Genomic DNA, 19,029 nt, shown 5'->3' with positions numbered 1-19,029 from the left:
AATAAAATTTTATATGAAATTAAATTTAAAAACAATAATAGGAGTGTGTTTGCTAGCTTTAGGAAGCAATGCTTTTGCACAACAAGATCCTCAGTTTACCCAGTATATGTACAATACATTGTCGGTAAATTCTGCTTACGCGGGTACAAGAGGTCATGTTGCAATTACAGCAATTCATAGATCTCAATGGGCAGGTTTAGAAGGAGCACCAGAAACACAAACATTAAGTTTTGATTCTCCGATAGGTAGAAATTTAGGTTTAGGTATTTCTATTGTTCAAGATAAGCTAGGACCATCAAAGGAAACTTATTTTGATGCTAATCTTTCATATTCAATAAAAACTTCTAAAACTCATAGGTTATCATTAGGGCTTAAAGGAGGATTAAGGTTATTGAATATTGATTGGTCTAGAGGAAATCATCAAGCAAGTGGAGATATTCTTTTTCAGGAAAATATCAATAGAACACTTCCAACTTTAGGTGCAGGATTGTATTATTATAGTGAAAAGAGTTATTTAGGTTTTTCTATTCCCAATTTTTTCGCAGATCAACATTATGACGATATTCAAGGTGGAGTTGCAACAGAACGTTTACATATGTTTTTTATCGGTGGATTGGTTAGAAATATAAGTGATAATATAAAATTTAAACCAGCATTTTTATTAAAAAGTGTTTCGGGTGCTCCGTTAATTTTAGACTTATCAGCAAACTTTATGTTTAATGAAAAGTTTAGATTGGGTGCAAGTTATAGATGGGACGATTCTGTAAGTGGTTTAATTGGTCTACAAGTTTCTCCTAAATTATTGTTAGGGTATTCTTATGATTATACAACAACAGAGTTGCAAAGAGTAAATTCTGGAACGCATGAATTTATGCTTCGTTTTGAGCTTATATCTAAAGAAAGAAAATTAAAATCACCTCGATTCTTTTAAAAAAAACATCATATGAAAAATATAATAACTTTAAGTTTTATTCTTATTTCTGTTAGCCTAAGTTATGGGCAAGAAACTTATAGAGCTGCTGATAAGGTTTTTGAAAAAATGCAGTATTTAGATGCAGCAAAAATGTATGAATCTAAATTAAGTAAGGGAGATTATTCTAAAGAATTACTTGAAAAAGCTGGCGACGCTCATTATTTTAATACCGATATGGCTAAAGCTAATAAGTGGTATGATATTTTAATAAGTGATTATTTAAATGAAGTTGATGCGGAATATATTTTTAGATACGCACATACTTTGCAAGGTATAGGTGAAAATAATGCTGCTAAAAAGTGGATGAAAATTTTTGCAAAAAGAGCTAAGCAAAATGATAAACGAATTGAAGATCATTCTGAAGGAGATGTTGTTTTAGAAAATGTATTGAGTATTAAACCTCAGTTTAGATTACAAAACTTATCAATTAATACAAGGAATTCAGATTTTGGACCAATGTATTATAAGAATAAATTAGTCTATTCATCAGCTTTAGATTCGTCATATTATCACGAAAGAATATATAATTGGAACAATCAGCCATACTTAAGTTTCTATTTAGGTAGAATTAATGCAGTTGAAACTGATGTGAAATTTATAGAAGAATTTTCTGAAAATATAAACACAAAATATCACGAAGCTACTTTAGCCTTCTCACCAGACAATCAAAAAGTATATTTTACAAGAAATAATTATATTGATGAATTAGGTAGAGATGATGATGGTGTAAATCATTTAAAATTATATAGCGCTGAGTTATCAGTTGATACTTTATCAAGAACAAAAAGAAAAGAATGGCGAAATATAAAAGAATTACCATTTAATAGTGAAAACTATTCAGTTGGTCATCCAACAGTTAGTAAAGATGGTAAAAAGTTGTATTTTGTTTCAGATATGCCAGGAACTATTGGAGCTACAGATATATTTGTTGTAGACATTTTGGAAGACGATACCTACTCAACTCCAAAAAACTTAGGATCAAAAGTAAATACTTCAGGTAGAGAAATGTTTCCATATATTACTAATAACTCATTGTACTTTGCTTCAGACGGTCATATTGGTTTAGGAGGATTAGATGTTTTTGAAAGTGCTTTAACTTCAGAAACATTTCAAAAACCTACAAATTTAGGAGCTCCATTAAATAGTCAATTAGACGATTTTAGTTTTATTATTAAAGAAAAAGAAAACATTGGTTTTGTTTGTTCTAATAGAGAAGGAGGTAAAGGAGATGATGATATTTATTCTTTCGAAAGATTTAAAGCAATAACTCCAGTTAAGGTAGAAGATTGTCAGCAATTTGTTAAAGGTTACGTGTCTAACAGTAAAACAGGAGAACGTATACCAGATGCAACAGTAACACTTTACAATGAAAAAGATGTAAAACTATCTCAGACACAGAGTAGAATAAATGGAGATTATGCATTTAACTTCGACTTAGGATGTAGTAAAAAACATTATATAAAAGTTGAAAAAAATGGATATAATCCAAATCAAAAGATATTTGTGACCTCAAGTATTTCTTCGGAAACTATTGTTCCATTAGATATTGAAACAATAGATGAATTAATTGTTGAAGATAATGGGCTTTTAAAAATTAAAATAGGAATTATATATTTTGATTTAGATAAGTTTTTTATCCGTGATGATTCTGCTAGCGAATTAAACAAAATTGTAGTGTTAATGACTAAGTATCCTAAAATGGTTATTAATATTGAATCTCATACAGATTCTCGTTCTAAAGATGATTATAACTTAGAATTATCAAACAATAGAGCTCAAGCAACCAAAAACTATATAATATCAAAAGGTATTTCGGCAAACCGAATTAACAATGCTACAGGTTTTGGAGAAACTCAGTTAATTAATAAATGTAGTAATGGTGTTTCTTGTACTGAAGCTCAGCATCAACTTAATAGAAGATCAGAATTTATAATACTAAAGATTTAAAATAATATATTTACTACTTCAAAAGCCCAAACATAAGTTTGGGCTTTTTTGATACTTCTATTTGTTGTTTAACAAATGTTCTAACTTTTCCTCTTTTTTAATACCTTTTATTCAGGAATTATTAAAAATGGAATTTCTAAATGATGTCCTAGTTTTTTTATTACTGGTTCGTGTAATAATTTTTCAAGAAAACTATGTTTATATCGTATCATAGCTAAAATATCGATATCAAAGTCAAAGATGAAATCAACTATTTCTCTAGTTTTATCAGCATAATTTGACATTAAATGATAGCTGGTCTTGACATTACTTCTATATAGGTACATTGTTAATGCGTCTAAGTTTTTCTGTTGCTCTGCACTTAATTCACCTTCAGTATTTATGTGCATAATTCTAACTATTGAATTACTAATTTTAGCCATACCTTTAATAGGATTTAATAATTCACTTTTATATAATCTATTGAAATCTGAAGGAAAGCCAATATCTTCTGGCATTAAAATATCTACCATAATTGGTACAGCTAAAACTGGGCAATCATTAATTTTGTTTATAACATTTATAGTATTGCTACCCAAGAGTACTTCTTTTAAACCACTTGCTCCTTTGGTTCCCATAACAACTAAATCTATTTGATGGTTTTCTATGGTAATTTCTATTGCTTGTTCTAAATCATGACCACTTTCAGAAATTTTGAAGGTATGCTTAGAGTTTGAATCTACTTTTTCTGCTCTTTCTTGTAAGTGTTTTAAGTCTGTTATAGCATTTTCTCTCATAACATTGGTTAATTTCTTTGAGATGTTAGATGCCATAGATACACCTATTTTTGTTGAGTGCAAGAAAAAGAACTCGCACTCTTCACTAGAAAAAAGATTTAGAACATATTTGGTAGCAAACCAAGCGTTGTCAGAAAAATCGGTAGGTATTAATATTTTTTTCATTTTAATAAGGTTTATTGTTTATTAAAAGTAAAAGATAAAAAGGGGTAAAAAGCTGATATTTATCAGTACTTAAAAAATAAAAACCAATTAACTTTGTAGGGTTAATGTTTTTAAATACTGGGTTTTATGAAGATATCTCTAAAAATATTCTTACTATTTTTTATATCAATACTTTTTAATAACTGTACAACTGCAGATTTGGTTGGAAGTTGGAAGAGTCCGGACATTGATACACTTACCGTAACCAAAATTTTGGTTATTGGTATGACTCCAAATGTCAACGCACGTAGAGAATTTAAAAAAAAAATAAAAGATGAATACGCAGTAAGAGGTATAGAGGCAGTAATGAGTTTAGATGTGCTTGATTCAAATTTTACTTTTGATAGTCTACCTGAAAATCAAATTAAAATTATTGAAAATATTTTAACTTCCAATTTTTATGATGCTGTACTTTTTACCAAAGTAAAAGGAATTGAAGATAGAGTAGTGTACAATGATAATTTTGAAAGAAAAGAATATTTAGATGTTAAATTTAAGGAAGATTATAATAATCACCTAAAAATAATAAATGATCCAAAGTATTATGATAAGTATAAGGTTTATCATGCGGAAACATCTTTATATTGTATTTGCCCTACAAAAGATAGAGATTTAGCATGGAAAGGCTCAATTAATATAGTAGACCCAACATCAGTAGAAGAAACAGTTAATGATTATGTTAATGTGCTTATATTAGCAATGGAAGAACTGAATCTAATACCTGAAAAATAAATTAGTTTAAAATTTATTTAATTAAAAAAGCCCAAACATAAGTTTGGGCTTTTATGGTGGTGCCTCCAGGAATCGAACCAGGGACACAAGGATTTTCAGTCCTTTGCTCTACCAACTGAGCTAAGGCACCATTGCGTTAGCGGATGCAAATATAAGACCCTTTTTACTTATTAACCAAATAAAAGTTAAAAAATCTGTTGTATTTTTACAATATATTAAAATTAAAAGAATGTACTTAATTATAGATGTTGGAAATACAAGAATTAAAGCAGCTGTTTATCAAAATGATAGCTTGTTGGAACTTGTGGTATTTGATAAAAAAAGAATTATTTCTGAAATAAAAAAAATAGTAAAAAAGTATACTATTTTTAAAGGAATTATATCTTCTGTAGCTACAATCTCAAAATTTAAGATGGATAAATTGAAAGATGTTCTACCTATTGTGGAGCTTTCTCATCAAACTAAAGTACCTTTTAAGAATAATTATAAAACTCCAAAAACACTTGGTGTAGATAGAATTGCATTGGTTTCTGCTGCTGTTCAACAATTTCCTAAAGAAAATACCTTAATTATAGATGCTGGAACTTGTATAACGTTTGATTTTGTTACAAAAGAAGGAAAATACTTAGGTGGAGCAATATCTCCAGGAATTAAAATGCGCTATAAAGCACTAAATACTTTTACGTCTAAACTACCGTTATTAGAAAATAAAGAGATAGAAAATTTTATAGGGGATTCTACAGATACTTCTATCCATTCCGGAATAGTTAATGGAGTTTGTAATGAGTTAGACGGTGTAATTAATCAGTATAAAAAACAATTTAATGATTTAACAGTAGTTTTAACAGGAGGAGATACAAATTTCTTGGCTAAACAATTAAAAAGTAGCATATTTGCGACTCCAAATTTTGTTTTGGAAGGATTACACACAATTTTGATTTACAATTCTAAGAATGATTAAGAAAATATTATTTGCGTTTATACTATTATCAACTTCAGTAATAATAGCACAAAGAAACAATTCATCACCATATTCTTTTTTTGGTTTAGGTGAAGAGTTTAGCTCAACAACAGTAGAGCAATCTTCTATGGGAGGTATTGGTGTTGCTTTTAAGACAGATCATTATTTAAATTTCATCAATCCAGCTGCAAACGCTAATTTACGTTTTGCAACTTATGGAATAGGAGGTTTAATGACCGATTTAACATTAAAAGAGAGTTCCGGAGAACAATCTGGTTCTGCAACAAGTTTACGATATATTGCTCTTGGTTTTCCAATTGGTGATAAAGCTGGTTTTTCTGCAGGATTACAACCTCAATCTTCAGTTGGTTATGCATTATTAAATCAAAAATATGATGCAGATGATAATTTAACAGAATTTACCCGTTTTACAGGAACTGGAGGAACAAGTAGATTGTATGGTGCTTTTGGTATAGAGGTTTTAAAAGGATTATCTTTAGGAGTAGAAGCATCCTTTGTTTTTGGTACAGTTGATAATGATATTTTAAATCAAAGAGAAGGTTTAGCTTTAGGAACAAAAAATGAGGAAACTACTAGAGTTAGAGGTGGTTTATATAAAGTAGGTATGCAATACCAAAAGGAATTATCTAATAAATTACAATTAAATGCAGGTGTGTCTGTTCAATTAGAAAGTAATTTAACAGAAAAAAATCAAGCTTATTTATATTCACTTTCTTTTGATGGTTCAGGATTTGAAATTCCAAGAGATACACTCTCAGCTTCATCAACAGTAACTACATTTAATATTCCTTTAAAAACCAATTTAGGAGTTGGTCTTGGTAAAAGAGATAAATGGTACGCTGGTGTTAATTACGAGTTTCAAGATGCATTAGATAATAATTCAGCAATAGGAAGTACTTATATGTATGGAGAATCTAATAAATTAGCTATTGGTGGTTTTTATTTACCAAAAATAAACTCTATTTCTAGTTACTGGAATCGAATAACTTACCGTGCAGGATTAAGGTTTGAGGACACTGGTTTATTAGTTGATGGGAGTGGAAATGGAAATAATTTTACACCAATTAAAGACTTTGGCATAAATGTTGGATTAGGATTGCCGTTGGGTAACCGAGCTTCTAATATTAATATAGGATTAGAGTATGGACAAAGAGGAACAACTGACAATAATTTAATACAAGAAAATTATTTTAATTTTAGATTAAGTTTATCTTTGAACGATATTTGGTTCAAGAAAAGACAAATAGATTAACAAAAAAATACGGACAGATGATGAAAAAAATTACACACTTATTAACAGGATTATTTTTCTTAGCAGCAATTGGTGTTAACGCACAGGCACAAGATTGTAACATTAAATACAACCTTTTTAAGGGAAATGTAACAACAAAAAAATATACCGAAGCTAAAACACAATTAGATGGGTTATTAACTAGCTGTCCTACTTTGTCTGTTAATATTTACAAATATGGGACAAAAGTAGCTGAGAGCTCAAAAGACCATGCGTTAGTAAAAAAACTATATGAAATGCGTTTAGCTAACTTCCCTAATAAAGGAACAGCAAAAGCACATAGTGATTACGCTACGTATTTAGCTAAGAATAATTTAGGTTCTGAAGATGAAATTTTTTCAATCTTAGAAAAAGCCTATAAAATTTCACCAAAAGATATGGGTGTTAAAAACATCTATAAATATTTCCAAGGTGTAACAGATAAATATAAAGATTCTGATCCTCAAAAAGTATTTAACACTTATGATGACGTAATGGAATCTGTAGGAGAAAAATTAGATGATTATTCTAAAAAGATTGGTAAAGCAAGAAAAGATTCTGCAAACTTAGATAAAAGAGGTTTAAGAAATTTAAGAGCTTATAAAATTAACTCTAAATCTTTAGGGCAAGTAGAAGGTGGTTTGGATAACATTATTTCTGAAATTGCAACATGTCCAAGATTAATACCATTATTAAGTAGAGATTTTGACGCTAACAAAAATGACGCAACATGGTTAAGAAGATCTGTTTCTAGATTATATAACAAAGGATGTCAATCAGATCCATTATTTGAAAAAATGGCAAGAGCTTATGCTGAAGCTGCACCATCTGCAGACTCATACAAATTCTTAGCAGGTGTTTTATCTAATAATGGAGACGAAGCAGGAGCTATACAAATGAGACAAAAGTCATTTGATTTAGAAACTGATCCTTTTAAGAAAGCGAAAATAAAATTAAGTTTTGCACAACAAGCAGCTTCTGCGGGGCAAAAATCTAATGCAAGAGCTTTAGCTTTAGAAGCATTAACATTTAACCCTAATTATGGTAAAGCATACTTATTAATTGCAAACCTATATGCAAAAAGTGCTAACAGTTGTGGTAGTGATGAGTTTGAAAAAAGAATGGTGTATGCAGCAGCATTAAAAATGGCAAGAAAGGCACAATCTGTAGATCCAGGTTCTAACGCCGGAAGATATGTGTCTAGTTATAGAGCATCTTTACCTTCTAAGAAATTAATTTTCCAAAAAGGAGTCGCATCTGGAAGTTCTTATAGAGTTGGATGTTGGATTGGAGAAACGGTAAGAGTACCTTAATAGTTTACAATTTGAAACATATAAGAAATATATATATTAACATTGCTACCATATTTATGGTGGCAATGTTTTTTTCTTGTACAAACAATGCTAAAGAAGTTCGTAATTTTTTAGCTGAAAAAAACTTACCAATTGCAGTTGCAAAGAATGCTCATCACGTGTATAAAGATTCTGGTAGAATAACTTCTAAATTAACAACACCTTTATTACACGATTTTTCAAATAGAAATGAACATCCGTATAACGAATTTCCAGAAGGAATTAAAATTGTAACAATTGATAAAAACGGAATAGACTCAACAACAGTTACAGGGAATTACGCATTATCTTATACTAAAACTTCGATTTCAGAAATTAGAGGAAATGTTGTGGTTGTTAATCATACTGGAAAGTCTAAATTAGTTACAGATCAATTATATTGGGATCAAAAAATCGGTTACTTTTTTTCCGAAGATAAATTTATACTTATTAAAGAAAAAGATACTTTTACAGGCATTGGATTTGAATCTAAAGAAGATCTAACAAAATGGATGGCAAAAGATGTAACTGGTAATTTAGAAGCAAAACAAAATTAAGATGAATAAACTTTGGAAAATAATACAATACGGTTATTTAGTTGTAGCTGTAATTTGCCTTGTAGAAGGAATAATTAGATTCAATTCTGATAGAAATAAAGCATATCTATTTTTAATAGTTGCAGTTTTAGTTACCTTTATGTTTTTTGTAAAGAGAAGATTAAGACAAAAAATAGAGAAAAGAAATAATAATAAACCCAATTAATGCAAGTAGAAATCATAATTGCAATAGCTTCCATTTTATTCTCAGCTTTTTTTTCTGGGATGGAAATTGCTTTTGTTTCTGCAAATAAGCTTCACATAGAATTAGAGAAAAAACGAGAGGGGTTTTTACCTAAAATTCTAACAAGACTTACCCATAAATCTTCAAAATTTATTACCACAATGTTAGTTGGTAATAATATAGCCTTGGTAATTTATAGTTATTTTATGGGAAGAATCTTACTAAGGTTTCTTCCAGTAGCAATGTTTTCTAATTTTATTATTTTAGTAATACAAACACTTATTTCTACATTAATAATTTTGGTGACTGCTGAGTTTTTACCAAAAGCTATTTTTAGAATTTATGCAAATGAAGCTCTTAAGATATTCGCAATTCCTGCTTATATTTTTTATGTGGTTTTTCATTTTATTTCAGAATTTATAACAGCTATTTCAGATTTTTGTTTGCGTGTAATTTTTAAGACTAACTCTAAAGAAGAGCAAACAGAATTCAGTAAAGAAGAACTTGGGAATTACATTACAGAACAATTAGAAACTACAAATTCTGACGATGAAGAATTAGATTCAGAAATTCAAATTTTTCAAAATGCATTAGAATTTCATAATGTAAAAGCAAGAGAAATTATGGTTCCTAGAACCGAGATAATGGCTGTAGAACTACGCCAAACGGTTACTAATTTAAAAAAAGAATTTATAGAAACCGGTTATTCTAAAATATTAGTTTACAAAACTTCTTTAGATGATATTATTGGATACGTAAACGCATTTGAGCTGTTTAAAAGTCCAAAAACAATTAAATCTATTTTGCTTCCTGTAGAAATAGTACCAGAATCTATGATGATTAATGATGTGCTTAATGTTTTAATGAAAAAACGTAAAAGTATAGCTGTAGTTGTAGATGAATATGGTGGAACTTCCGGAATGATAACTGTTGAAGACGTTGTTGAAGAGTTATTTGGAGAAATTGAAGACGAACACGATAGTCAAGATTTTTTAGAAGAGAAAATTAATGATAGCGAGTTTAACTTTTCTGCACGTTTAGAAGTAGATTACTTAAATGAAACCTATGATTTAAATATAGTGAAAGAAGAAGCTTATGAAACTCTTGGAGGTTTTATTATACATCATACAGAAAACATTCCTGAACAAGATGAAGTAATTATTATAGACAATCTTCACATTAAAATCTTAAAAGTTAGTACCTCAAAAATTGATGAAGTTTATGTAAAACTTCTAGATTTTGAAGAGTAAAATTTAGCTCTTTCAAAGAGCTGAAAATCTTGCTTGTAAATCATTGCATTTTACAAACCCAAATTGTATCTTCGCCCACTGAAAATAAATTAAATTACGTATGGCAATTTTATCGAAAATTAGAGAACGTTCAATGTTCTTAATTCTTGTAATAGGTTTAGCACTTTTTGCATTTGTGTTAGATCCATCAACTTTAGGAGATTTTTTTAATTCTTCTAAAATAAATGAAGTAGGAGACATCAATGGAGAAACTATTTCTAGACAAGAGTTTGCAGAAGCTTTAGAGTTATATCAAACACAAAATGGTAATAGAGTTTCAGAAATGCAAGCTTCTAAAACTGTTTGGGATAATTTAGTAAGACAAAAATTATACACAACTCAATTAGAAGAAGCAGGTATAACATTAGGAGAACAAGATATTATGAATATTTTGTATCAAACACCTTCTGTACAAAATGATCCAAGGTTTCAAACTGCTGGTATGTTTGATAAAAGCAAGTTTTTAGAATATTTAGCTACCATTAAAGAAGATTCAAGTCAAAAAGAAACTTGGAATTCTTGGCAAAATTATATGAGTTCTATTGGTGATAATTTAAAAAGAACTACTTATGACGATCTAATAGGAGCTGGATTAGGAGCTTCATTAAAAGAAGGAGAAGCTCAATACTTTAATGAAAATACTAAAATCTCGGGTAGTTTTGTATATGTACCTTACGCTACAATAGTAGATAGTTTAATTGTTTTGAAAAAGAGTGATATTCAAAACTATATAGATAAAAACCCAGCAGATTTTAAAACTGAAGCTTTAAGAGATCTTAAATATGTAAAGTTTGATATCTTGCCTACGGCGGAAGATGAATTAGCTATAAAAAATGAAGTTGGTGCTTTATTAGAAGATAATGAGCAATTTGCATCTAAAGGATTAAAAAATACAACAGATTATGTAGCTTTTTTAGATGAAAATAAATCAGACGAGCCTTTAAATAACAATTATATGTTTAAGAATGATCTTTTTGCAGAAGTAGCAGAAGGTATTATTTCTAAAAATGAAGGTGAAGTTTTTGGTCCTTATAAGGATAGAGGTTTTTATAAGATATCTAAAGTAAGAGAAGTTGCTCAAATGCCAGACTCTGTAAAAGCGAGTCATATATTAATTCCTTTTTTAGGGTCTAGATCAGCTACAGCAGAGACTACTTTAGTAGAAGATGATGCAAGAATACAAGCAGACAGTATTTTATCTGTATTAAAACGTAATAGAAGTAAATTTACAGCTTTAGCTAAACAATTTTCTGCAGACCAAACAAACGCAGATAAAGGTGGTGAGTTAGACTGGTTTGCTTACAATAGAATGGTTCCTGAGTTTAGAGATTATTCTTTTAATAATAAAAAAGGGGACATTGGTGTTGTAAAATCACAGTTTGGTTTTCACATTATTAAAATTGATGATCAGACTAAAAAGCAAAAAGTTGTAAAATTAGCAACATTATCACGTAGAATTGTGGCTTCAGAGGCAACAGAGAATACTATATTTCAAAATGCAGAAATATTTGCTTTAGAGTTGTCAAATGGTAGTTCAATTGATGATGCAGCTAAAAGTAAAGAATTGCAAGCAAGGGCATCAGTTGGTTTAAAAGTTTTAGATGAAAATGTTGCAGGTATAGGTAACCAAAGACAAATAGTTTCTTGGGCTTTTGGAAATGATGTTGAACCTGGAGATTTTAAAAGATTTGATATTGACAATGGTTATGTAGTTGCTACAGTTACGGGGAAAACTAAAAAGGGTTTATTATCTGTAGAAAAAGCAACAGCAAGAGTTCGTCCGTTAGTTTTAAAAGAAAAGAAAGCTGAATTAATTAAAGATAAAATGAACGGAGCTACTTTAGCAGATATAGCAAGTGCTAGTGGTCAATCTGTAAAAAATATTTCTTCAGTAACATTAAATTCTCCAACAATTTCAGGTGTAGGTAATGAACCAAGTGTAGTTGGAGCAATGATAAATGCTAAAGAAAATGAATTATACAATAAGGTAGAAGGAGAAAAAGGTGTATTTGCTTTTAGTGTTTCTAGAAAAGAGTTGCCAACTGCTTTACCAAATTACGATACTTACAGAAAACGTATTGCAGATCAGAGAAAAAATCAATCTTTTAAAATGTATGAAGCAATTAAAAAAGCTTCTAATGTTGAAGATAATCGTGCTTCTTTTTACGGAATTCAGTAAAACAAAACATCATATATAGAAAAACCGAAGCATTTGCTTCGGTTTTTTTTTGCTTAATGTTAATGCTTTTAATGTTCAATTCTTTATTACTTGTAATTAGTATGTGTAGGAATTAACACAAATAAAAAACACCTTTTTGATTTATCAAAAAGGTGTTTTTTATTTAATAATAATAACGAGTTAATTAACCATTCATAGAAATTAAGAACTCATCGTTGTTTTTAGAATACTTAACCTTGTCATTAATAAACTCCATTGCTTCAATAGGGTTCATATCTGCTAAATATTTTCGTAAAACCCACATGCGTTGTACGTTTTTAGGATCTAAAAGTAAATCATCTCTCCTTGTAGATGATTTAATTAAGTCGATAGCAGGATAAATTCTTCTGTTAGAAATATTTCTATCTAATTGAAGCTCCATATTACCGGTTCCTTTAAATTCCTCAAATATAACTTCGTCCATTTTAGAACCAGTGTCAGTTAATGCAGTTGCAATTATTGTTAATGAACCTCCATTTTCAATTTTTCTCGCCGCTCCAAAGAAACGTTTTGGTTTGTGTAAAGCATTAGCATCAATACCACCAGATAAAATTTTACCAGAAGCTGGCGCTACAGTATTATAAGCTCTTGCTAATCGAGTAATAGAATCTAAAAGAATAACAACATCATGGCCACATTCTACCAAACGCTTTGCTTTTTCTAAAACAATATTAGCAACTTTAACATGCTTGTCTGCTGGCTCATCAAAAGTAGAAGCAACAACTTCTCCACGTACATTACGTTTCATATCTGTAACTTCTTCAGGTCGTTCATCAATAAGTAAAACTATTTGATATACTTCTGGATGATTTGCAGCAATTGCATTGGCAACATCCTTTAATAACATGGTTTTACCAGTTTTAGGTTGTGCTACAATCATACCACGTTGTCCTTTACCAATTGGAGAAAATAAATCAATAATTCTAGTAGAAAGCGAACTTCCTTTTTCAGCTAAATTGAATTTTTCTTGAGGAAAAAGAGGTGTTAAGTGTTCAAATGAAACTCTATCTCTTACAATATTTGGATTTAATCCATTAATTTTTGATACTCTAATAAGGGGAAAATACTTTTCACCTTCTTTTGGAGGTCTAACAATACCTAAAACTGTATCTCCAGTTTTAAGACCAAATAATTTAATTTGAGATTGAGATACATAAATATCATCTGGAGACGATAAGTAATTATAATCAGAAGAACGTAAGAAGCCGTAGCCATCTTGCATCATTTCTAACACACCCTCACTTTCAATAATACCATCAAATTCAAAATCAGGGTCGCGATATTTATTTCCGCTTTTATGACTTAAATTTTGATTTTTCTTATTGTTATTTCGGTTTTTATTTGCGTTGTTATTTTGTGCTTGTTTTGGATGTTGAGACTTAGGTTGCTGAGGTTTTTGTACTTTCTGTTGCTTGTTCTCAGGTTTCTTGTCTTCCTTTACAACCCTGTCATTTGTTGCGGATTTTTCTTTTGTATATTCTTTTCCAACTTTTGTAGCCTTCTTAACTTCTCTAGTCTTATTAGGGACTACTTGTTTTTTAACTTCTGGTTCCTTTTTTTCTATAGTTACAGGAGTAATTTTAGTTTCCGCTTTATTTGTAGCCGTATTTCTTACTACGCGTTTTCTCTTTGGTTTTTCTGAAGTAGTATTTTCTTTTTTCGCAGCATTAGATTCTGCTTGAGCATCTAGTATTTTATAAACTAAATCTAATTTTTTAAGTTGACTAGTTTTTTTTAAACCAATTGTTTTAGCAACTCCTTGTAATTCGGGAAGTGTTTTTGCTTTTAGTTCTTCAATTTCGAACATTCTGTATATGAATTAATTATTTTTTATAATTTCTTAATGATAATTAAGATTGAGAGGTGATGTTTTTTTTGAATAGAATGCTAAATAGATGGAATTCAGCATCAACTGTTGTGTAGTTGAATATATAGCAAATATAGTATATTATTTTAATATGCAAAGTTTCTTATTAAAAAAGAAAATGCTACTTTTGCTATCTCAATTTTTAAAGATGATTCAGAGAATACAAACTATATACTTAATACTTGCAGCAATAGTAGCTGGAGGATTAATTTTTGTTTTTAATATTTGGACTGTTTCTAATAATACACTTTTTGCTCAAGATTTTATGCAAGTAGTTGATGTAAAGCAAAAAGCAATACCAGTATTATTTATTTTATCATCTTTAATATCCTTAATAACTGTATTTCAATTTAAAAAAAGAAAGCTACAGTTTGTTTTAGGAAGAGTAGTAATTTTGATTAACCTTCTTTTATTAGGACTGTTGATATATCTAATGCTAACATTATCTGGAGAAGCTTCGGTTTCTGAGAAAGGTATTGGGATGTTCTTACCTATTATTGTTATTTTGCTTACTGTGTTTGCAAATAAAGCCATTAAAAAGGACGAAGATCTTGTGAAATCTGTAGATAGATTACGATAAACCTAACATCTTAGTAATATTTTGTGCGAGAAAACCGAAGTGAAAGCTTCGGTTTTTGTATTTTTGTAATTAGCTATAAAACAGCTTGTTAATTGTGTTTAGTGTAGTTGATTTACAATTTTTTAAAAAATAAGTAACCAAATTTGCGGTAAAACCGAAGGCTATTTGCGGTAAAACCGCAGAAACGTTTCGTATTTTTACCATTGTAAGATATAAAATAACCCCATAGATTTGTAACGTAATAATGAAACAACAGATACAAGTTCACATTGCTGACGATCACAAAATTTTAATTGAAGGAATCGTAGCATTATTAAATACTGATGATGAGATTAATGTTGAAGGATATTCTTTAACAGGAAGGCAAATTATAGAATGGTCTAAAAATAATAGTGCAGATGTGCTTATTTTAGATATTAATATGCCGGAAATGGATGGAATAGATGTTTTAAAAACATTTAAAGCCAGGAACGTTGATCAAAAGACAATTATCCTATCAAGTTTGCAAGACCCTAAGCTTGTAGATGAAATGATTAAGTTGGGAGCAAATGGCTTTATTGAAAAAAGCGCAGCAAGCGAACATCTAATAAAAGGAATAAAAACAGTACATAATAATCAGCAATACATAAGCGATAATGTAAAAGAAAATTTGTTCGAAATGTATTTCTCTAACACTCAAAAAGCAAGTGAAAAAGAAGAGTTAGAAGAAGAATTAACAGATAAAGAAATAGAACTTTTAAAGTTAGTAGCACAAGAAAAAGATACTATCCAAATAGCAGAAGCTATGAATGTTAGTATACGAACAATAGAACATTACAGAAGTCGATTAATTAAAAAAATAAATGTAAAAAATGCAGTAGGTTTAGCAATGTACGCAGTTAAAAACAATATACTTTAAGCCCCCTAATTACCCTTCAGCTTTTCTATCCCCCTAAAGAAAACTTGATTCCCCCTAATTATTGTTATTGTATATTGCTAAAACCACTCATTTTAAATTAAATAAACCAAATATAACCAAGTTAAAGACTTAAATAAGTCTTTAAAATAGTAAAACTACCTCTTATGAAAAATTTAGTATTAAGTGCTTGTGCTTCAGTTCTTTTTTTAGGATTAACATCTTGTTCAAACAATGAATCTCTTGACAATGTTGAGCTAGGTACTCAAGGAAAACTATTAAAGTCCTATAAGTTACAAAAAGATGTTAACGGACGTTACTCTATGGATTATACCTTAAATGATAATACAACAGCAGAAGTTGTAAAAAGTAATGGTGCTAAAGAGATTTATTTATATGCTGGAGAATTAACAGGAACGAAGAAAAATAGTGAGGAGTTATCTTTAGACAATAATCAATTAAGTGTAGATTTTGTTGAAGATTCTCAATCAAAAACATCTTTTGTTATTGAAGATGAAGACATTGTTTTAGCAAAAGGAGAAAGTAATATTAAATTTTTACAGCAGCATAGTTTCTTTGTAAATAAAGAGGAGCAAACAGTTGAATTAGATTTTAAAGTAAGAAAAGGAGTAAACGTTTCTTTCGCTTATAATGAAGCAGAAGAGATTTATGAGATTCACTTAAAAGAAGGAGAAAGTAAAGGGACTACATTTTCTAAAATATTTTCAAATGATGGAAATCCTATTAAAATTGATTTCGTAAATCATTTAAATGAATTTTCTCGTTCAGAGTCAGTTTCAGCATCATTAGTTAGAAGACCAAGAAGTATAATTATATTATAAAAAGATCATATTGAAAAATAAGATTATTAGTACAATAATAATAACGTTAATCCCCCTTGTTTCATTATTTAGTAATAGAGTTAATTATGAAAGTGAAGAAGTTGAGTTCCCCCGCTCAGCTTCTTTCACTTTCTTTGTAATTCAAAAAGATTCGATATCTAAAGAATATTATAAAGCCATAGATAAATTTAAGAGAAAAGAGTTTTCTGAAGCTCTAGAGTTATCTTTTGTAGCTCTTGAAAAATCAAATGCACAAGAAGAAATTATTAATGTAAATTATTTAATAGGAAATATTTTTAGAAAAACGAATAATCATAACAGAGCCATTAAGTATTATTTAAACACTTTAGAATACTTTAAAAATAATGCATCTATTATTCAGGAAAATAATTTAATAAATGAAGATTTATTAAGTAATCTGTATTACCGTCTTGCTACTGAATATCAATTAAATAAAAATATTGACAGCTCTCTCTTTTATTACGATAAATTATTTGAGTTAAATTTGATAAATAAAAAAGCCTCTTTGTTAAAATCTAATGCTTATAATAATCTTTCTGCAATTTATAGGGATAATAGTAGTTTAAAGGATCTTACAAAGGCAAAGTTTTTTATTAACAAAGCATTAGATATAAACAAAGTATTTGGAGAAAACTTAGTATTAGCTTCTAATTATGGAAATTTAGCTAATATCTTTATGGAGGAAGAAAATTTTAATAAAGCAAAATCTTTATATCTTAAAGCAATAAAACTTCTGGAAAATGACAATAGAGAAGAAGCAGTAAAATATAAAGAAGTTTTATATGATAATATTGGTTGGACTCTCTATAACATGAAAAACTATCGTGCTTATGAATATCTAGATAAATCTGTTGCAATAAGAGATAGTATAAATGATATCGGATTAAGAAAAGCAATTAAAGAAATTGAAACAAGAAATAATGTGGAATTGGCTACAAAAGATGCAGAATCTAAAAGAATTATAGCCGAAAAAAATGAATTACAAGCAAATCAAACTACTTGGTTAGTAGGTATAGCTGGTTTTGCTACTATTGCTCTTTTATTGTATTTAGTAAATGTTTATAAGCTTCGTCAGCAAAAACTTAAAACCCAACTATCTGAAAATGAGTTAATTCAGCAAAAGGATATAGAAAAAATTAAGTTAGAGTCTCAAATAAAAATTTTAAATGCTACGTTAGATGGTAAAGAAACAGAACGAAAACAAATTGCAGAAACTTTACACGATAATGTAAGTGCTCTTCTATCTTCGGCAAACCTTCATTTACAAGCAAGTCAAAAACAATTTAACGGAAATATTCCTGTAGAGTTAGATAAAACTCAAGAAATAATAAAGCAAGCATCTCAACAAATTAGAGACTTATCGCATAACTTAGTCTCTTCTATTTTATTGAAATTTGGATTAGAATACGCTATAAAAGATACAGCTGATAAATTTTCGAATTCAGAAATCTCTTTTTTCACAAAGATTGAAGGAGTACGTCGTTATGATCAAAGTTTTGAAATTAAAGTGTATAACATGGTTCAAGAATTTGCTAATAATATTTTAAAGCATAGTAAAGCTAATGAAGCTTTTTTAAGTGCTAAAGAAGAAAACGGAGTGTTAGAAATCCTAGTTGAAGATAATGGAAAGGGCTTTAATTCAGAAGATCCAATTAATAAGGATGGAATTGGCTTAAATCAAATTAATGCAAGAGTTAAAATGTTAAATGGAACTTTTGTTATTGATTCTGCAGAAAATGAAGGCACTAAAATTAAAATTACCCTACCAATTCAAGAAAGAAAGAAGACATTTATCGTTTAGCAAGTTCTATTACTTCCATTTCTTTTATATCTCCTTTACTAATCTGAAAACGAATCATTGTACGTATCTTATGAAAACCATGTTTGCCACAAGCTCCAGGATTTAAATGAAGTAAGTTTAGCTTTTGATCAAACTGAATTTTTAAAATATGGGAATGACCAGAAATAAATATTTTTGGAGAATTTTCTTTTATTTCTTTCCTAATACGTTGATAATAGTTGCCAGGATAACCACCAATATGTGTAATCCACACAGAAACACCTTCTAAAGTAAACTTATTATCTAAAGGAAATTCAGCTCTAGCATCTTTATCGTCAATATTCCCAAAAACAGCACGTAATGGCTTTATTTTTTTTATAGTATCGGTAACTTTTAAATCACCAATATCGCCTGCATGCCAAACTTCATCAGCTTGTTTTACAAACTTTAATATTTGATCGTCAATATAACTATGAGTATCTGAAAGTAATAAGATTTTCTTCACACTGCGAAAGTACAAAGAACAAAATAAATTCAGTAAT

17 protein-coding genes and 1 tRNA gene are annotated in these 19,029 nt (G+C 29.2%); 14 read left to right on the top strand and 4 right to left on the bottom strand.

Translation table 11 applies throughout. From position 1 onward, the window contains the following. The first annotated feature begins 13 nt into the window (after positions 1 to 13). Together LPB136_RS07410 and LPB136_RS07405 are read left to right on the top strand one after the other, a co-directional pair. Positions 14 to 931 (top strand): PorP/SprF family type IX secretion system membrane protein, encoded by a 918-nt coding sequence (locus LPB136_RS07410; protein WP_083426198.1) that lies wholly within the window; start codon positions 14 to 16, stop codon positions 929 to 931. A 12-nt stretch (positions 932 to 943) separates the two neighbouring features. Beyond that, a complete protein-coding gene (locus LPB136_RS07405; protein ID WP_072555547.1) occupies positions 944 to 2,920 on the top strand; it encodes an OmpA family protein in 1,977 nt (658 codons plus the stop codon). Positions 2,921 to 3,027: 107 nt separating this feature from the next. On the opposite strand, the gene LPB136_RS07400 is transcribed toward LPB136_RS07405, so the two are convergent. Continuing rightward, positions 3,028 to 3,861, bottom strand: coding sequence for a universal stress protein (locus LPB136_RS07400; RefSeq protein WP_072555545.1), 834 nt, complete (start codon positions 3,859 to 3,861; stop codon positions 3,028 to 3,030). A gap of 126 nt (positions 3,862 to 3,987) precedes the next feature. Here LPB136_RS07400 and LPB136_RS07395 point away from each other — a divergent pair, with 126 nt between their 5' ends. Further along, positions 3,988 to 4,632: a hypothetical protein gene (locus tag LPB136_RS07395; RefSeq protein ID WP_072555543.1), complete on the top strand. Its 645-nt coding sequence runs from the start codon at positions 3,988 to 3,990 to the stop codon at positions 4,630 to 4,632. A 54-nt stretch (positions 4,633 to 4,686) separates the two neighbouring features. Here the strand turns inward: LPB136_RS07395 and LPB136_RS07390 are convergent. Further along, positions 4,687 to 4,762: transfer RNA gene (locus LPB136_RS07390), tRNA-Phe, on the bottom strand. A 99-nt stretch (positions 4,763 to 4,861) separates the two neighbouring features. Between LPB136_RS07390 and LPB136_RS07385 the strand changes: the two genes are divergently transcribed. The 7 genes from LPB136_RS07385 to LPB136_RS07355 all read left to right on the top strand — a co-directional run bounded on the left by LPB136_RS07385 (position 4,862) and on the right by LPB136_RS07355 (position 12,463). Then, positions 4,862 to 5,593 carry a type III pantothenate kinase gene (locus tag LPB136_RS07385; RefSeq protein ID WP_072555541.1) on the top strand — a complete coding sequence of 244 codons (732 nt, stop codon included), beginning with the start codon at positions 4,862 to 4,864 and terminating at the stop codon, positions 5,591 to 5,593. Continuing rightward, entirely contained in the window at positions 5,586 to 6,866 is a 1,281-nt protein-coding gene (locus tag LPB136_RS07380) for a hypothetical protein (RefSeq protein ID WP_072555539.1), read from the top strand. The genes LPB136_RS07385 and LPB136_RS07380 overlap by 8 nt, the downstream gene beginning before the upstream one ends. 17 nt (positions 6,867 to 6,883) lie before the next feature. After that, positions 6,884 to 8,197, top strand: coding sequence for a tetratricopeptide repeat protein (locus LPB136_RS07375; protein ID WP_237267366.1), 1,314 nt, complete (start codon positions 6,884 to 6,886; stop codon positions 8,195 to 8,197). Between the two features lie 11 nt (positions 8,198 to 8,208). Continuing rightward, positions 8,209 to 8,772 (top strand): LPS export ABC transporter periplasmic protein LptC, encoded by a 564-nt coding sequence (gene lptC / locus LPB136_RS07370; protein WP_072556945.1) that lies wholly within the window; start codon positions 8,209 to 8,211, stop codon positions 8,770 to 8,772. Between the two features lies 1 nt (position 8,773). Further along, the gene (locus LPB136_RS07365; RefSeq protein WP_072555537.1) at positions 8,774 to 8,977 is read left to right on the top strand and encodes a hypothetical protein; all 204 of its coding nucleotides are present in this window, start codon (positions 8,774 to 8,776) and stop codon (positions 8,975 to 8,977) included. Further along, complete coding sequence (locus LPB136_RS07360; RefSeq protein WP_072555535.1) at positions 8,977 to 10,245, top strand: hemolysin family protein; 1,269 nt, start codon at positions 8,977 to 8,979, stop codon at positions 10,243 to 10,245. Before LPB136_RS07365 ends, LPB136_RS07360 begins: the two co-directional genes overlap by 1 nt. 100 nt (positions 10,246 to 10,345) lie before the next feature. Continuing rightward, the gene (locus tag LPB136_RS07355) at positions 10,346 to 12,463 is read left to right on the top strand and encodes a peptidylprolyl isomerase (RefSeq protein ID WP_072555534.1); all 2,118 of its coding nucleotides are present in this window, start codon (positions 10,346 to 10,348) and stop codon (positions 12,461 to 12,463) included. 184 nt (positions 12,464 to 12,647) lie between these two features. Here the strand turns inward: LPB136_RS07355 and rho are convergent, their stop codons facing one another. Beyond that, on the bottom strand, positions 12,648 to 14,309 hold the full coding sequence (rho, locus tag LPB136_RS07350; RefSeq protein ID WP_072555532.1) for a transcription termination factor Rho: 1,662 nt from the start codon (positions 14,307 to 14,309) through the stop codon (positions 12,648 to 12,650). 208 nt (positions 14,310 to 14,517) lie between these two features. Between rho and LPB136_RS07345 the strand changes: the two genes are divergently transcribed. From LPB136_RS07345 to LPB136_RS07330, 4 genes are all read left to right on the top strand, one after another. After that, the gene (locus tag LPB136_RS07345) at positions 14,518 to 14,949 is read left to right on the top strand and encodes a DUF4293 domain-containing protein (RefSeq protein WP_072556944.1); all 432 of its coding nucleotides are present in this window, start codon (positions 14,518 to 14,520) and stop codon (positions 14,947 to 14,949) included. 244 nt (positions 14,950 to 15,193) lie between these two features. Then, complete coding sequence (locus tag LPB136_RS07340) at positions 15,194 to 15,847, top strand: response regulator transcription factor (RefSeq protein ID WP_072555530.1); 654 nt, start codon at positions 15,194 to 15,196, stop codon at positions 15,845 to 15,847. Between the two features lie 164 nt (positions 15,848 to 16,011). Further along, positions 16,012 to 16,686: a hypothetical protein gene (locus tag LPB136_RS07335; RefSeq protein WP_072555529.1), complete on the top strand. Its 675-nt coding sequence runs from the start codon at positions 16,012 to 16,014 to the stop codon at positions 16,684 to 16,686. 10 nt (positions 16,687 to 16,696) lie between these two features. Then, positions 16,697 to 18,508 (top strand): tetratricopeptide repeat-containing sensor histidine kinase, encoded by a 1,812-nt coding sequence (locus tag LPB136_RS07330; RefSeq protein ID WP_083426196.1) that lies wholly within the window; start codon positions 16,697 to 16,699, stop codon positions 18,506 to 18,508. Here LPB136_RS07330 and LPB136_RS07325 read toward each other — a convergent pair. Next, the gene (locus tag LPB136_RS07325; protein ID WP_072555525.1) at positions 18,498 to 18,992 is read right to left on the bottom strand and encodes a metallophosphoesterase family protein; all 495 of its coding nucleotides are present in this window, start codon (positions 18,990 to 18,992) and stop codon (positions 18,498 to 18,500) included. The two genes, LPB136_RS07330 and LPB136_RS07325, sit on opposite strands and share 11 nt — an antisense overlap. Between the last annotated feature and the right edge of the window lie 37 nt (positions 18,993 to 19,029).

It is taken from the genome of Tenacibaculum todarodis (assembly GCF_001889045.1).
GTDB classification, from domain to species: domain Bacteria; phylum Bacteroidota; class Bacteroidia; order Flavobacteriales; family Flavobacteriaceae; genus Polaribacter; species Polaribacter todarodis.
Note: the sequence above shows the minus strand (reverse complement) of the source record. Positions and strands in the feature narration are given on the sequence as shown.

What these genes read in the sequence shown, in the direction of transcription:
- LPB136_RS07410 (WP_083426198.1), top strand. Translation starts at nt 14, where the DNA reads ATGAAATTAAATTTAAAAACAATAATAGGAGTGTGTTTGCTAGCTTTA.
- LPB136_RS07405 (WP_072555547.1), top strand. Translation starts at nt 944, where the DNA reads ATGAAAAATATAATAACTTTAAGTTTTATTCTTATTTCTGTTAGCCTA.
- LPB136_RS07400 (WP_072555545.1), bottom strand. Translation starts at nt 3,861, where the DNA reads ATGAAAAAAATATTAATACCTACCGATTTTTCTGACAACGCTTGGTTT.
- LPB136_RS07395 (WP_072555543.1), top strand. Translation starts at nt 3,988, where the DNA reads ATGAAGATATCTCTAAAAATATTCTTACTATTTTTTATATCAATACTT.
- LPB136_RS07385 (WP_072555541.1), top strand. Translation starts at nt 4,862, where the DNA reads ATGTACTTAATTATAGATGTTGGAAATACAAGAATTAAAGCAGCTGTT.
- LPB136_RS07380 (WP_072555539.1), top strand. Translation starts at nt 5,586, where the DNA reads ATGATTAAGAAAATATTATTTGCGTTTATACTATTATCAACTTCAGTA.
- LPB136_RS07375 (WP_237267366.1), top strand. Translation starts at nt 6,884, where the DNA reads ATGATGAAAAAAATTACACACTTATTAACAGGATTATTTTTCTTAGCA.
- LPB136_RS07365 (WP_072555537.1), top strand. Translation starts at nt 8,774, where the DNA reads ATGAATAAACTTTGGAAAATAATACAATACGGTTATTTAGTTGTAGCT.
- LPB136_RS07360 (WP_072555535.1), top strand. Translation starts at nt 8,977, where the DNA reads ATGCAAGTAGAAATCATAATTGCAATAGCTTCCATTTTATTCTCAGCT.
- LPB136_RS07355 (WP_072555534.1), top strand. Translation starts at nt 10,346, where the DNA reads ATGGCAATTTTATCGAAAATTAGAGAACGTTCAATGTTCTTAATTCTT.
- rho (WP_072555532.1), bottom strand. Translation starts at nt 14,309, where the DNA reads ATGTTCGAAATTGAAGAACTAAAAGCAAAAACACTTCCCGAATTACAA.
- LPB136_RS07345 (WP_072556944.1), top strand. Translation starts at nt 14,518, where the DNA reads ATGATTCAGAGAATACAAACTATATACTTAATACTTGCAGCAATAGTA.
- LPB136_RS07340 (WP_072555530.1), top strand. Translation starts at nt 15,194, where the DNA reads ATGAAACAACAGATACAAGTTCACATTGCTGACGATCACAAAATTTTA.
- LPB136_RS07335 (WP_072555529.1), top strand. Translation starts at nt 16,012, where the DNA reads ATGAAAAATTTAGTATTAAGTGCTTGTGCTTCAGTTCTTTTTTTAGGA.